Source organism: Clostridium chromiireducens (assembly GCF_003575225.1).
Taxonomy (GTDB): Bacteria; Bacillota; Clostridia; order Clostridiales; family Clostridiaceae; genus Clostridium; species Clostridium chromiireducens.
Map to the genome: position 1 here is coordinate 755,097 of NZ_QXDJ01000001.1, position 15,044 is coordinate 770,140.

The 15,044-nt window shown below is 30.3% G+C and carries 11 protein-coding genes; all 11 read right to left on the reverse strand.

Features of this window, described 5'->3' with window-relative positions; all coding sequences use genetic code 11:
- Nucleotides 1–17: 17 nt before the first annotated feature.
- The 11 genes from D2A34_RS03135 to D2A34_RS03185 all read right to left on the reverse strand — a co-directional run bounded on the left by D2A34_RS03135 (nucleotide 18) and on the right by D2A34_RS03185 (nucleotide 15,026).
- Entirely contained in the window at nucleotides 18–1,250 is a 1,233-nt protein-coding gene (locus D2A34_RS03135) for an efflux RND transporter periplasmic adaptor subunit (protein WP_119365685.1), read from the reverse strand.
- A 51-nt stretch (nucleotides 1,251–1,301) separates the two neighbouring features.
- Nucleotides 1,302–3,665, reverse strand: a complete 2,364-nt coding sequence (locus D2A34_RS03140) for an ABC transporter permease (protein ID WP_119365686.1) — start codon at nucleotides 3,663–3,665, stop codon at nucleotides 1,302–1,304.
- The gene (locus D2A34_RS03145) at nucleotides 3,665–4,372 is read right to left on the reverse strand and encodes an ABC transporter ATP-binding protein (RefSeq protein ID WP_079439339.1); all 708 of its coding nucleotides are present in this window, start codon (nucleotides 4,370–4,372) and stop codon (nucleotides 3,665–3,667) included. The genes D2A34_RS03140 and D2A34_RS03145 overlap by 1 nt, the downstream gene beginning before the upstream one ends.
- A 310-nt stretch (nucleotides 4,373–4,682) precedes the next feature.
- On the reverse strand, nucleotides 4,683–5,783 hold the full coding sequence (locus tag D2A34_RS03150; protein ID WP_119365687.1) for a DNA alkylation repair protein: 1,101 nt from the start codon (nucleotides 5,781–5,783) through the stop codon (nucleotides 4,683–4,685).
- A gap of 153 nt (nucleotides 5,784–5,936) precedes the next feature.
- Nucleotides 5,937–8,468: an FAD-dependent oxidoreductase gene (locus D2A34_RS03155; RefSeq protein WP_119365688.1), complete on the reverse strand. Its 2,532-nt coding sequence runs from the start codon at nucleotides 8,466–8,468 to the stop codon at nucleotides 5,937–5,939.
- A gap of 289 nt (nucleotides 8,469–8,757) precedes the next feature.
- Entirely contained in the window at nucleotides 8,758–10,014 is a 1,257-nt protein-coding gene (gene uvsE, locus D2A34_RS03160; protein ID WP_079439342.1) for a UV DNA damage repair endonuclease UvsE, read from the reverse strand.
- Between the two features lie 2 nt (nucleotides 10,015–10,016).
- Nucleotides 10,017–10,892, reverse strand: coding sequence for a 50S ribosomal protein L11 methyltransferase (locus D2A34_RS03165; RefSeq protein ID WP_119365689.1), 876 nt, complete (start codon nucleotides 10,890–10,892; stop codon nucleotides 10,017–10,019).
- An 84-nt stretch (nucleotides 10,893–10,976) separates the two neighbouring features.
- Nucleotides 10,977–12,200 (reverse strand): FprA family A-type flavoprotein, encoded by a 1,224-nt coding sequence (locus tag D2A34_RS03170; RefSeq protein ID WP_119365690.1) that lies wholly within the window; start codon nucleotides 12,198–12,200, stop codon nucleotides 10,977–10,979.
- 539 nt (nucleotides 12,201–12,739) lie between these two features.
- On the reverse strand, nucleotides 12,740–12,994 hold the full coding sequence (locus D2A34_RS03175) for a hypothetical protein (protein ID WP_119365691.1): 255 nt from the start codon (nucleotides 12,992–12,994) through the stop codon (nucleotides 12,740–12,742).
- Between the two features lie 212 nt (nucleotides 12,995–13,206).
- Complete coding sequence (locus D2A34_RS03180) at nucleotides 13,207–13,689, reverse strand: PTS sugar transporter subunit IIA (RefSeq protein ID WP_079439346.1); 483 nt, start codon at nucleotides 13,687–13,689, stop codon at nucleotides 13,207–13,209.
- Between the two features lie 8 nt (nucleotides 13,690–13,697).
- The gene (locus D2A34_RS03185) at nucleotides 13,698–15,026 is read right to left on the reverse strand and encodes a 6-phospho-alpha-glucosidase (protein ID WP_119365692.1); all 1,329 of its coding nucleotides are present in this window, start codon (nucleotides 15,024–15,026) and stop codon (nucleotides 13,698–13,700) included.
- Between the last annotated feature and the right edge of the window lie 18 nt (nucleotides 15,027–15,044).

The window sequence follows — 15,044 nt, forward strand, 5'->3', positions numbered from 1 at the left end:
TTTAAAATAATAGCTCTCTAACCCCTGACTTTCATTCCCTCTTTTGTATTGTTATCAGGTTTTAATACTATCCTTTCACCTTCTTCTAAACCACCTAATACTTCAATTGTCTTCTCACTTTCTATACCTTTTTTGATTTGCCTTATAACAGTTTTTCCGTCAACTACAGCAAATACACAAGGATCTCCTTTATAATCAAATACAGAACTATCAGGTATTACTAAAGTATCACTTTTTATTTCAGTGATAATTTTAATGTCTAAATCATAGCCAGGCTTTAATAAATCTGTATCATCATTAATTTCAATAGTGACCATTACTCGCTTTTGATTTACACCTAAAGAAGAAGTTATATTTTTAGCCTCTGGTGCTATTTTTATAATTTTGCCTTTTAATAGTGAGTTTCCTATTGCCTTTCCGCTCACTTCAACTTCATTACCTATTTTAACCTTATAAATATCATCCGACAATATGTTAGCTTCTAATTCTAAATTTTTAGTATTATCTATTAGAAATGCTGTTGTACCTGGCACTACTATAGCATTTTCCTCCAAAAGATTCTCAACAACAATTCCATCAATTGGTGATAATACTTGCTGCTTATCAATCTCTCTCATTATACTGTTCCTTAAAATCACAGCTTGTTCAACACCAGCTTCATAACCATTTTTAACGTAATCAGGTGTTCCCTTTTTTATCTCTTCTAATTGATTACTTGAAGATTTCAAAACAGCTTCTGCATTTTTATAAGTATCTTCCACATTATCTAGTTCCTGTTTACTTATGGCACCGGATTCATAGAGTACTTTTGAATTATTCAAACTTCTTGATGCTGATTCATAGGAAACTTTAGCCTTATCAACCTCTGCCTCTGAAATTTCAATCTTATTTACATAGTTAGAGATATCAGTACCTGAAAGCTGTGATTGAGCTGCTTTAATTTTAGAATTCGCATCTTGGAGTTTTAATTCTAAGTCTTTCTTATCCATTGTAAGCAAGATATCATCTTTTTTTACAGTGTCACCTACCTTAACTTTTATGCTATCGATTTTTCCTGTCCCCTCAACATAGACTGTCTGCTTCTTAGTACTTTGAACTGTAGCTGTGTCTTCAATAAATTGTTTTATTTCTCCCTTTTCAACTATTGAAGTCTCCACTGCTTGTCCCTGTTGCGTAACTATGTATCCAGATATACTTATTGTGCTTATTACTGCTATAATTCCTATCCAAAGTAATTTCTTCTTTTTCATATATAATACATCTCCTCTATAAAATCTTAGATAGATTTATCAATCAGCTTTCTATTCTTTATTCTTCAAAACTTCTAACATATCAATTAACTTAATTTTTCTCATTAACATTAAATTAGTTACAAGCGTAAAAATAAGAGTAAGTATTACAGTTATAATATAACTCCTAAATTCTACAACATAAGGTATACTGTAAGAATCTGTGCTACTATTTGCCATCATAGCACTGCCAAGCCACTTTCCAAATGGTAAGCCAATAATGATACCAAATGTTGAGATTATATAATTTTCATTAAAAATTAGTTTTTTAATTTCATTATTTGTAAACCCCAATACTTTTAAAGTAGCTAATTCTCTTTGTCTTTCAAATATATTGATTGTGGCAATATTATATAAAACTGCTATAAGCAAAATTGCTGCAAGCACAATCATTGCTCCCACGGACGATTTCATGGCTCCCATATTCTTTAAAAGAGCATTAAGTGAATCTGATTTTGATTCTACAGATGTAATTCCAGGCATATCTTTAAGTTTATTTTCAACCTCATTTTCAAATTTACTATTATCAAGCTTTAATACAGCAGAACTTGCAATCATTCCTTCACCAAGCATATTATTTAATCCATCCATAGAAGTATAGGCACTCAAACCTATATATTGAACTATAATTCCCTTAACAACTGCTTCCCGTTTTTCTTTTCCTGGGAAGAAAAACTTAATATTAACTTTATCATTTACTTTTACTCCAAGCACATTGGCAAGTTTTTCAGATATAAGTATTCCATTGTTCGGAAGATTTATTTTATTACCACTAGTATCTTCAACTCGATATATTTGTGGTTCTTCTATAAGTGCTGTAAAACCAACATCTTTACTTCTCCATCCATTTGATATTTCAACACCTGTTTCTAATACTGGCTCTAATTCCGTTACGTGCTCAATATTTTTAACGCTGCTTAATTCCTCTACACTCATTATTTTAGGGAACTTTACCTTGATATCATAATTTTGAATATTTCCATATTGTTCTTCTATCATAAAGTTCATGGAATCACTCATACTTAAAGCAACTAAAAGTAATGCTGACGAAAAAATAATTCCTAGTGAAGTTAATAATGCTCTTCTTTTATATCTAAATAAGTTTCGAAGTATAATCTTTCCCAAATTACTGATATTGCTCCATATAAATTCTATTTTCTCAAAAAGTATTTTCTTACCAACTTCAGGGGATTTCTCTCTCATGGCTTCGCTAGGCATAATTTTAAAAATGACCTTGCAAGAATTATACCCAGCAAACAAACTAAAAGCTAATGTCAATACGAAGGCTGGAATTACGAATTCTCCATAAATCCTAATTTCACTAAGGGGTAAACTGAAATATTGGTTATACATTTTTGTTAACCCTACCCCCATGTATGTTCCTACTACCGATCCTATTAAGCTGCCAATAACAGCAATAATCATAGAAAAGCTCATATAATAGGTAAGTACTTGAACATTGGTGAATCCCAAAGCCTTTAATACTCCAATCTGCACTCTTTGATTTTCTACCATTCTTCCCATCATAATATATATAATAATTGAAGAAACCAAAAAAAATACAATAGGGAAACTACCTCCCGTAGACTTCAATTGCTTTATTTCTTCACTTATCATCTTACTGCTTATTTGCTCATCTCTATCCATAACACTTTTCACACCATAATTCTTTAAAATCTTCCTTATGTCATCTTTAGCTGTTTCTATGCTAGTCCCATTAGAAAGATTAATAGAAATATTATTTATAAATCCCTTAGAATCAAAAATTGCTTCTCCAAAAGATTGCTTTATATAAATTATTCCGAACTTCTTATTATCCACCATTATCTCGCTTGAATCCTTTAATGTATATACAAATTCAGGACTTTTGGCTGAACCAACAATTTTAAGTTTTACCTTATTTCCATTAATGACCGGATAAATATATTCTCCTAAATTTAAGTTATTAGCCTTTAGAAAATCTTCGTCTAGAATACATTGGTTATTATCTTCTTCTGAAAAATATCTTCCTGATTTTATTACAATATCATTTACAATCTCTCTCTTTGCATCTGGAAGAGTTATAAACCTCAAGGTTGCATTTTCTTCTGATAAGCTTATGCTGGCATCATTAATAATTCTTTCAGTACTCATCTTTACATATGGTAAAATTTCTATCTTGTCTTTTGCACTTGCTGGTGCTTTATAAAGATCCACCCAAATATCAGCTAATCTATATTCCTCGTAATATTGAGTACTTGAATTAGATAGATTTTTGAATACAGAATTTAATGATGTATAAAATGCAACTCCTAGAATAACAATTATTAAAATAGAAATAAACTGGCCTTTTGATTTTTTTAAATCTCTAAGTAAATTTCTAAATAAAATTTTCATTACCATTCTATCCTTTCAGGTGACTCAGGGTTTTCATTAATTGTAATTGACTCAACAGTACCACTTTTTACTTTTATAACCCTGTCAGCCATCGCAGCTATAGCTGCATTATGAGTAATAACTACTATTGTCTTATTAGAATTTTTATTAATATCATAGAGTAATTTTAAAATCAACTTTCCTGTAACATAGTCTAAAGCTCCAGTAGGTTCATCACATAAAAGCAGAAGTGGATTCTTTACTAAAGCTCTTGCTATAGCCACTCTTTGCTGCTCACCACCTGATAGCTGCGCTGGAAAATTATGAGCTCTGTCACTTAATCCAACATCCCTCATAATATCATTAGCATTTAAAGGATTATCACTAAGAGATCTTACTAATTCTACATTTTCAAGAGCTGTGAGATTTGACATTAAGTTATAAAATTGAAACACAAAACCTACTTTTTTTCGTCTGTACATAGTAAGTTCATTATCAGAATACTTTGTTATATTTTCTCCATCTATAATTACTTCACCCGAAGTCGGCCTGTCCATGCCTCCAACCATATTTAAAACAGTACTTTTCCCTGATCCACTGGGCCCTAGTACAACAACAAATTCTCCTTCAAAAATTTCAAAATTCATTTCATCAGATGCCTTTACAGTCACCTCTCCCATGTTATATTCCTTTGTAACATCTTTTACTATAACAATAGGATCTTTCATTAAAATCCCCCCACTCTACACTTTTGACCATCAGGTCAATATATTGTTATTATGCTCCCTACTGACCATGTAGTCAATATATTATCTAAAACAAATACTACTACATTTTTATCTTATTTACTTAGTAAACGTTAAAGAAACCTGCTATTGCAACTAATAGCAGGTTTCTAAAATCGTTATGTTATTTTTTAATAAATTTATGATTCCATAAAAGACGAAATTATAGGTCTATAATATTAGTCTACAGATTCGTAGCATAACGAGGCCTGAGATTCTAATACGCTGCCAATGTACTTTGTGCTACTTTTCTCTACTTTTCGAGGTTAATGATAGTGTTAGAAACTTCACAGCCATTTACTAACAGTACAATTTTATGCTCTCCTTCATAATGACGGCGTGTAGTGAGATTCTTCCAACTATGAGTTCTAGCTCCAGTAATATGCTCGCCACCTAGTACCGTCTTATCAGACAATAAAAATAATTTACGCGAAACATTTCCTCTCGCCTTCACAAAATCAATTCCATACTCAATCCTAATATGTACACGCTCCCCATTACGAACATAAACTTCGTATGTAAAAGTAGAATTTTCTCCTATTTTTACTGTTTTTAGATCTACGGATAAATTAGCACTAGTTACAATGGAGTTACCTTGAACATCTCCATATCCAAATAATCTCATAACTTCTGGATCAGCCTTACGAATTAATGTCCTAGCTCCATGTCTTAATATCCAATCTGTATAAGAATTTTTACCTTTCCATTTTTTTATTATTTCTATAATTGTTTCTGGATTATCTTTAGAAATATCATTTAAATTATTAGCGACACTCTTCCGAACATAAACTGATTGATCTTCTTTTAATTGTTCTAAAACAGAAATCACTGGTTTTGGATCTTTTTTAAATACTGGAATTCCTTCTCCCCATGGAAGTCGTGGGCGACATCCCTCGCTTGCCAATCTTCTTACGTGTTCATTATCACTTTTAGACCATCTAAGCATTTGCTGCATCATAAATTCTGGATCAGATATTATAAATGGTCTAACCGCAAATTCGGAAGAAGATCTCATTGTAAAACGTTCTATTGCTTTCATTGAAAGTTCCCAATGTTCAAATTTACTGCCATATACCACTACAAAATCAGGAAAGAACAGATAAGGAAATCCGATACACTCTTCATCAATTGAAAATAATACTTCTAAAGCATCCCCATATTTTTCTGGCAAATATCTCCCGAGTATTTCAGAAATTCTTCTAATTCTTTCTTTCAGTTTAAGTTCCTGCCATTTATTATCTATAACATCATCTACAAACCCTTTTTCATCAAAAATATTGTAAGTCGATTGCACCTTCCCTGCAAAACTCTCTAAAAATTCTTTACTATATATATCCTTTAAAGCATCCGCCATAAATTTCTCCTTTTTATATAATTTATTGTTTTATATATATTATAATCTATATAACTAGACAACATTATGTCATATTAAAATAAAGATTAGGGTTTGTGAATTAAACCCTAATCTTTATTTTAATATATTTATTTTTAGTTATATAAGTTTAACTTAAAACATTTCCTTGAATAATCTATTCTCTTTTACGTCTTGTGTTATCTTAGCAATATTGCTAGTATCTCCAATCAAGATAGCTCCACATAAACGATTATTTGCAAAATAGTATTTTGTATATGTCTTTTTAACTGGATCTTTAAGTTCTACTGTTTTATATTGAATTTCTGGGTTTTTACCACTATCACCAATTGCATACAATGAAGTATTAGCTCCATTAAATGTTAATGCTGCATCTACTGTTTCATAAACTAATGAATCACCTGTTGCATTAGCGCCAGCTACTTTTCCCATTTCCAAAGCTTGCGGCCATATTCCATAATTTATTCCATTATACTCTGCACAGTCTCCACATGCATAGATGTCTGATACATTAGTTTCCATATTTTCATTTACAACTATCGCTCTATTAATATTAATTCCTGCTTCTTGAGCTATCCTAGAGTTAGGCGTAATTCCGCAAGATACAACAACTAAATCTGCAGCAATAACTTCTCCACCATTAATTCTAACTCCGGTAACTGAATTTTCACCTTCTATTTCATCGATTTTCACATTTAATCTTACGTCAATTCCAGCATCTTTAATTATTTGCTCTAAGAATTTTCCACCTTCATAATCTAATTGGCGACCCATTAATTTATCTGCTAATTCTAACACTGTTACTTTACATTTTGCTTTTGCTAACTCCCATGCAGCTTCAAGCCCAAGAACTCCTCCACCTATTATAACTGCATTTTTTACTTTTGGTAGCAATTCTGTAATTTTATCTGTATCAGAAATCCTTCGGATTGCTATAACCTCTTTTTTGTCTTTTCCTGGAATTGGTGGAACAAAACATTCTGCACCTAATGCATAAATACATTTATCATATTTTAATCTAATTCCATCTTTAAAAAGTGCTTCTTTTTCCCTTGTATTAATCTTAATTAATTCTCTATCAAGTACATTTGTAATATTATTTTCTTTATACCACTCTTCATCATGTACTGCTATTTGCTTAGAATTAAATTTGGCTATCATTGATTTTGTTAACATTGGACGGTTATATCCAAGGACATTTTCATTTGAAACTAAAACTATTGAGCATGTCTCATTTCTTTCCCTTATAGCTGTTGCGGCACTAATACCAGCTGCACCGTTTCCAAGAATCAAATATATTTCATTTGTATTTTTCTTGTAATCTGAATCATCTACTTCTACTGGTATGAAATTTTCCTTTCCAACACCACAAACTGGACATATTTCAAGACTAGAATCAAATATTTCACCACATACTAAACATTTAACTAATGTTCTTTTTGCAGATTTCTTCTTTGCATTTTCTTTATTTTGCAAAACGCATCCAAAATTATATCCATAATCATAAGCCTCACTTAATTCACTGTTACTAGGCTTAAATTTAATACGGAATCCATCATCAACGACCTTCAATTTAAGTTGTTTTAATCTTTCTATAATATGAGGAACACCTTCTCCACTCCAACCATAGCTTCCAAACGCACTAGCAAGTTTTCCGCCATGGGTTCTTGCAAACATTTTTATAGTCAAGTCCCAAATTGGTTCTAACGCTTCCCCTACAATAGTAGGAGTACCAAATAAGATACCATCTGCAAATGCTAATTCCTCAATAACTTTTGCTTTATCTTCTTCAACTAAATCATAAGATCTTACATCTATATCTCCACTGTCTTTAATCCCTTCGGTTATCTTATTTGCTAATTCCTTTGTATACCCATAGGCACTTACATAAGGTATAATTACTGTTTTTCTTGGATTTGGATTAACTACAGTACACCATTTCTTATAAAGCTCTATGATTTCATCTATCCTACAGTCTATAACTGGACCATGCCCTGTACATATCATATTTATATCTAAATCTTTAATTCTATCTAAAGCCTTAGTCATAAACGGATTCTTAAAAGGCCCTATAATACAATCAAAATAGTACTTAGTTGCTCTTAAATATCCTTCGTTATCTGTCACTTTACTCAACAAAACTTCATCAAAACTATAATGAGAACCAAAAGAATCACAAGTAACTAAGGTTTTATCTTCCTCAATATATGTATACATTGTATCAGGCCAATGTAAATTTGGTAAAAGCATAAAACGTAAAGTTTTGTCACCTAATTCCAAAATATCGTTTTCTTTTACCGCTATACTATAAAAATCACGATTAACAATATTCTTTAAGAAGCCTATAGCAACTTGAGTTCCAACAATTTTGATATTAGGGTTTATTTCGATTAGTTTTTCTATACTTCCTGCATGGTCAGGTTCTGTATGATTTACTATAATATAGTCAATCTCTTTAATATCAACTAATTTATTTAATGCTTTCAAATATCCATCAAAGAATTTAACCTTTGCAGTTTCAAATAATACAGTTTTTTCACTTGTCTTAAGTAAATAAGAATTATATGATGTTCCAAATTCTGTTTCCATAACTATATCAAATACTTTTAAATCTGGATCTAATACTCCTGTCCAATAGAAACTCTTTTTTAATTCTAATATCTCCATATAAAATTCCTCCCTATAATTTTCATCTATATGAAAATATTATACATTGTTTTATTCTAAATAAACAGCATGTAACTTAGACTTATGTGTAACTTACAGAAAGAGAAGGTGCTCTGTTACTCGGTTGCTAGAAAAAATAATCATTTTATTATATAAGCATATTTACAAATTTGCTAAAGCTTAAAGTTAATATCTTCACTAGAAATTATAAATATTTTCATAGTTTTTCGGAGCAAAAATGTTTATAATTTCGGTAAGTTATCGCATAACTAAGAACTTTAATTATTGTTTAAAGAAAAAAGTAATAAGAATCTAAAAGATATTGTTCATTATATTTTACAGCCATCTTAAATAATTTATTTTTTATTGAATTTATAGAAACTTTACCTTGCTTATGATCTTCGATACTCTTTAAGAAACTATTTTTTTCCTTATTATCTGCTACATTTTTAAAATATCCCCAAATATGCAATGCCGCATTTATTGAGTTGCCAACTTTAGTTTCAGTTTCCATCGCATCCTCAACACAATTATAAAACTGAACTACAGGATATTTATTTTTATTTTTAAGTAAATTTCTTATCTCTAAATAATGTGAAGGAGAATCCTCTAGAACTTTATACTTATATCTTCCCCATTCTTCTTCAAGTTTTATTATCTTATTATTTTTATTAACAGAATTTATACATTTTACTGCTGAAAGATTTTTATCTTTAACTTCAAGCATTATATCTATATCTTGTCTTTCTATACTTTCATAGAAATCTAGAAATTTACTTATTCTTATTGTATTTGAATGGGAACCAGCTTTCTTTAACGGATCTTGCTGAGAGTAGTGCATTTTCTGATTCCCATCTTTTTCTTTCCAAGTCTTTTTGCATTCATTTATCAAATATAAATCGCTTTTTTCTTTATCATAACAATTTATTTCATTATGAAGATTATCAAAAACGACTGGGATGTTTAATTTCGTTCCTATTTTAAGAACATCGTTTATATTATAGGACTTATCATCATTTTCAATAACAAGTCTTTGCTTTACGGCGTCATCTAACTGCTTATAATTATCAACAAATCTATTTACCGCTTGTTCTTTATCGTTATAGACTCCACCAATATGTAATATAATTTTATGCTCTCCCTCAACTCCAAGGCTATCTAAAACCTTGGTATGATAATTCAAATCTTCAATTGCTCTACTCACAACTTCTTCACTCGGAGAATTAAGAACTGTATATTGACCTGGATGCATCGATACCCTTATGTTATTCTCTCTAATTTTCTTTCCTATAGCCAAAAATTCTTGTGAAAATATTTCCCACCAAGATAATTTGTTTAATGGGCTAGATCCAAATGGTATTAAGTCAGAAGTAATCCTAAAAAGTTTTATATTATTTTGAATATTATAATCAATGATATTTTCAATAGATTTTAAATTATATGATATTATTTCTAATAACTTTTCTTCTGTTACATTTTTAGCGGTACAGCTTTTTAAGTTTGTACCTGGAACTCCAATTGTTAAACATGCGTATCCTATACTCATTTTTAAGCTCCTTTTTTTAGAATCATAGTTACCCATTCATTCGTTTTAGTACTCTTTAAAAGATTATATCCTTGAACTTCAAGTTCATGAAGCACCTTGTCACTGCTCCATTCCACTAATCCAGATACAAATAACGTCCCACTATCTTTTATAACATTATTAATTAGCTCCATAGATGATAATGTTTCCTCTCCACCAATATTAATAAATACTACGTCGAATTTATCATTAACACCTGAATTCTTGGAAGTAACATCTGCTACAACAACTTCTATATTGTCAATATTATTAAGGCGTGCATTATGTAAAACCTCAGCAGCCACATCTCTTATGTCCAGCGCTACTATATGTTCTGAATTCTTTAATCCAGCAGCTATACTTAATATCCCTGATCCTGTACCTAAATCAAGTATGGTCTTACCTGAAAAGTCTTTTTCTAATATATATCTAAGTAAATCCTGTGTTGTTTCATGTAACCCTGTACCAAAGGACCCTTGAGACTCAAAATTAATTTTCATCTTATTATCATCAACAATTTCATTAGGTTCAGCAATTATCCATCCATTATTTAAATCAACAGGCTCAAAAGGCTGCTGCCAATTATCTTCTTTTAACTCAGATAAAGTTATATTTTCTTCTATATCTAGGACTTCTCTAATTTTATCAATACATCTATTACATTCATCTATACTTTCGATTTCTGGATAAACCTTTAAGTCTACAAATTCATTTTCTTTTTCATAAAACCCATAACCATTAGAATCAACAGTTACCTGATAAGGTGCATCATAATAAGTTGAGACTAAACCTATTGTTATAAGCTTATCTAATACAGTTTCAATTTCAGAATAATTTACTGGAAATGATATTTCAAACATAACTTCACCTCTATATTTTTTTAATTTTACCACAATTAAAATTAGGACTTATATAATAAGTCCTAACATAAATAGCAATCACTATTAATTTTTACTCAGATTCTCCTTATTTAGAAGTAAGAATCCAAAATTATAACCATACTCATAAGCCTCTGTTAATTCATTATCACTTGGTTTAAATTTAACTCTGAATCCTTCATCAACAACCTTCATTCTAAGTTGTTTTAGTCTTTCTATAATATGAGGAACACCTTCTCCGCTCCATCCATAGCTTCCAAAAGCACTTGCAAGTTTATTAGCATGAGTTCTTGCAAAGATGGAAGTAGTTAAATCCCAAATTGGCTTTAATGCTTCACCTACTATTGTTGGAGTACCAAATAAAATACCATCTGCAAATTCAAGTTCTTCAAGTACTTTTTCTTGATCAGACTCTACCATATCGTAAAGTCTAACATCTACATCTCCACTAGCCTTAATTCCTTCAGCTATCTTGAATGCTAATTCCTTCGTATATCCATAAGCGCTTACATATGGGATGATAACAGTTTTTCTTGGATTTGGATTAGGAACGTTAGACCATTTCTTATAGTATTCTATTATTTCATCTATTCTGCAGTCAACTACTGGACCGTGTCCTGTACAAATCATATTAATTTCTAAATCTTTAATTCTATCTAAAGCTTTAATCATAAATGGATTTTTGAACGGCCCAATAATGCAATCAAAGTAATACTTAAGAGCTCTTAAATATCCATCATTATCTTCAAGCTTACTTAATAAAATTCCATCAAAACTATAGTGAGAACCGAAAGAGTCACACGTAACTAAAGTTTTATCTTCTTCTATGTATGTATACATTGTATCAGGCCAGTGTAAATTTGGTACTGACATGAAACGTAAAGTCCTATCACCTAAATCTAATGTTTCATTTTCTTTTACTATTCTGTTTTTAAAATCTCTATTTACTATATTCTTTAAGAATCCTATAGCAACTTGACTTCCAATAATCTCGATATTAGGATTTATTTCAATAAGCTTTTCTATGCTTCCTGCATGATCTGGCTCAGTATGATTTACCACAATATAATCAATATCTTTGACATCAACTAATTGACTTAACGCTTTTAAATATCCATCAAAGAATTTTACCTTTGCTGTTTCAAATAGCACTGTCTTTTCACTTGTTTTAAGTAAATATGAATTATAAGAAGTCCCAAATTCTGTTTCCATTATAATGTCAAAAACTCTTAAATTAGCATCTAATACCCCTGTCCAGTATAGATTCTTTTTTAGCTCCAATATTTCCATCTAAAATCCCTCCTAGTATAATTAATCCACATGAAAATATTATACATCTTTTTAGCATAAACAGGTTAAATTTTTCACAAAAACATTTTAATAATTTACTATCTTCTTAGATTCTAAACCTATTTACAATGTGATTTAGCTGCTTAGCAATTTCAGATTGATTTCATGCAATTTTTGATACTTGCTCTATAGATCTTGTTGTTTAACAGATTCTTTCTCTAATTGTCTCAGTATTCTCAGAAAACTTTTGTGCTGTCTCTGCAGTATTTTGAACTGCTTCACTTACTTGTGTCATTGTTGCTGTAAGTTCTTCTGTCATAGATGCTATTTCATCAGATATCTTTGTAACACAATCTGCATCTTCATAATATTTTTCTCCAGCTTTAGCTACATCAATAGCTGCATTAAGAACTAACAGATTAGTTCGCTCTAAAAATAGTATCAGCTATTACTTTTATGTTATTTATTATCTTTCCATCTTAAATTGATTTTAATCCTTTTTCTTTTTCCTCACTATATAGTTTTTTTGTTTCATCTGTTCATGTAATTCCTTTATTTCTAACTTCTATGGCTCTTTCCTTTGATTTACTTGCAACATTCCTTCCTTCTAATGCTTTATTAGATAATACGTTTATACCAGGATCTACCTCTTGTGCTGGAGCACTTATTTTTTCTGATGCTGCACTCGTCTCTTGTATATCATTTGCTATATTGTTATTAACTATTTCAATATTTTCTGTTTTTTTATATATTGAAATTATTTTTATAATGGTTTTTTCTTGAATTAAGTTCACTTGTTTTATTTTCGCAAATTAAAGTTAATTTTTCATAGTCTCCAATCTTATATAACCTATTGCTTATGTTGCTTGTGCTAAAAAATAAATTATTTAAAATACTTTAATCGTACTATTAATAGGTTTTAACTTAACTTTTACATAATAATATAATGTAAAATCTATTTATAAAAACAAGCCCCCCAAAAAAGAAGAGCTTGCTTATTAATTAACTACTTATATTCTAGTAAAATACTTTCTTCTACTTTCATAACTTTTCCAATATGAGAGTTTAAGACTTCATGTTCATTGGAGTTCGTGATGATAAGCATCGTAATATCATCTATTGATTTTTCTTTTAGTGACTCCTTGTTAAACTCTAGAAGAAGGTCTCCCTTTTTTACTCGTTTTTCTTCTTCACAGTGCAAAATGAATCCTTCCCCTTTTAAATGTACTGTATCAAGTCCAACATGTATGAGAATTTCCATATTATCATCTGTTTTAATTCCTATTGCATGCTTACTTTCTTTCATTATCGTAACTATATCTCCATCACATGGTGAAAAAATTTTATTGTCATTGGGCTTAATTGCTATACCATCCCCCATCATCTTCTGTGAAAATACTTCATCCTTTACATCTTTTAAATCTACACTTACACCATTAGCAAATGCATACAACCTTTTATTCTTTTTTTTACTAAATATATTAAACATACATTCTCCTATTTTAAATCTGGCCAATATTCTTTATTAGCCTCAATCATATCATCTAAAATCTGTTTTGCTACAAATGCAGATGGAATTGTTTTGTTCATAGTAAATGCCATAAGTGCTTTTTCATATGAGCCTTCAATAGCCGCCTCAACTACCAGTTTTTCTGATGCTTCTTGTTGTTCAATTATTCCTTTATAGAAAGTTGGTATTTCTCCTACACGTATTGGTTCTGGTCCATCTTTAGTTATATATGCAGGTACTTCTACCATAGCATCGTCAGGTAAGTTTTTTATTGCCCCATTGTTTTCTACCATAACTAAATGTCTCTTTCTTGAATCAAAAGCTAAGCTCATAGCAACTTCAACGATAAATTCTCCATGCACTCCAGTAAAGAATTGTGTAAGATCAATTTGCCCTGTAGCATTATATTGATCTACAGCATCAAATATCTTCTTCTCTCTTCCTTCCATTACTTCATTAGCTCTAGTATGATTTTTATCTGCTTCTTTTACAATTCTATCTCCTAAAAGATAATATTGCATATACGTATTTGGAAGATATTTAGGGAACATTTGCATTATATGTTTAGCATTCTCAAATGTATGAAGCCATGATGCATCATTATGTCTTACTTCACTTCTTGAATCTGGAGGAATATAACCATATTCCTTTACATATGCTTTTAATTCCTCAGTTTTATCTTCACCACTAACTCTAATTTTTGTAAACCACCCAAAGTGATTTAATCCAAAATAATCTGCCTCTATATCATGTCTATCACAATCTAAGATATTAGCCATATTTCTCATAATTGCAACTGGCATATCACAGATATTTAAAATCCTTGCATTTGGTCTTAACTTATACATAGCTTTTGCTACAATAGCTGCTGGATTAGAATAATTAACAATCCAATAATTTTTATTTGCATATTTTTCACAAAAATCTATCATTTCCACCATGGGATATATTGTTCTTAATCCATACGCTAGTCCTCCAGGACCACATGTTTCTTGACCAACCACATCATATTTTAGTGGAATTTTTTCGTCTTGTTCTCTCATTTTATATAATCCAACACGCATTTGAGCAAAAACAAAATCTGCATCTTTAAATCCTTCTTCTGGATCAGTTGCAAGAACAAGTTTTACCTCTGGATCAAACATTTCTACTACTTTCTTTACTATCACTCCTACTTTATTTTGACGTTCCGCATTTATATCATATAATCTTAATTCTGATATTTTAAACTCCTCTTTCTTTGAAAGTAAACTCTTTACAATCCCTGGTGTATATGTGCTTCCTCCACCTACTATTACTAATTTAAATTTTTTCATTTTAATGATTCCTCCTTG

Excerpts from the sequence above, each read along its gene's own strand:
- D2A34_RS03135 (WP_119365685.1), bottom strand. The coding sequence starts at position 1,250 with ATGAAAAAGAAGAAATTACTTTGGATAGGAATTATAGCAGTAATAAGC.
- D2A34_RS03140 (WP_119365686.1), bottom strand. The coding sequence starts at position 3,665 with ATGAAAATTTTATTTAGAAATTTACTTAGAGATTTAAAAAAATCAAAA.
- D2A34_RS03145 (WP_079439339.1), bottom strand. The coding sequence starts at position 4,372 with ATGAAAGATCCTATTGTTATAGTAAAAGATGTTACAAAGGAATATAAC.
- D2A34_RS03150 (WP_119365687.1), bottom strand. The coding sequence starts at position 5,783 with ATGGCGGATGCTTTAAAGGATATATATAGTAAAGAATTTTTAGAGAGT.
- D2A34_RS03155 (WP_119365688.1), bottom strand. The coding sequence starts at position 8,468 with ATGGAGATATTAGAATTAAAAAAGAGTTTCTATTGGACAGGAGTATTA.
- uvsE (WP_079439342.1), bottom strand. The coding sequence starts at position 10,014 with ATGAGTATAGGATACGCATGTTTAACAATTGGAGTTCCAGGTACAAAC.
- D2A34_RS03165 (WP_119365689.1), bottom strand. The coding sequence starts at position 10,892 with ATGTTTGAAATATCATTTCCAGTAAATTATTCTGAAATTGAAACTGTA.
- D2A34_RS03170 (WP_119365690.1), bottom strand. The coding sequence starts at position 12,200 with ATGGAAATATTGGAGCTAAAAAAGAATCTATACTGGACAGGGGTATTA.
- D2A34_RS03180 (WP_079439346.1), bottom strand. The coding sequence starts at position 13,689 with ATGTTTAATATATTTAGTAAAAAAAAGAATAAAAGGTTGTATGCATTT.
- D2A34_RS03185 (WP_119365692.1), bottom strand. The coding sequence starts at position 15,026 with ATGAAAAAATTTAAATTAGTAATAGTAGGTGGAGGAAGCACATATACA.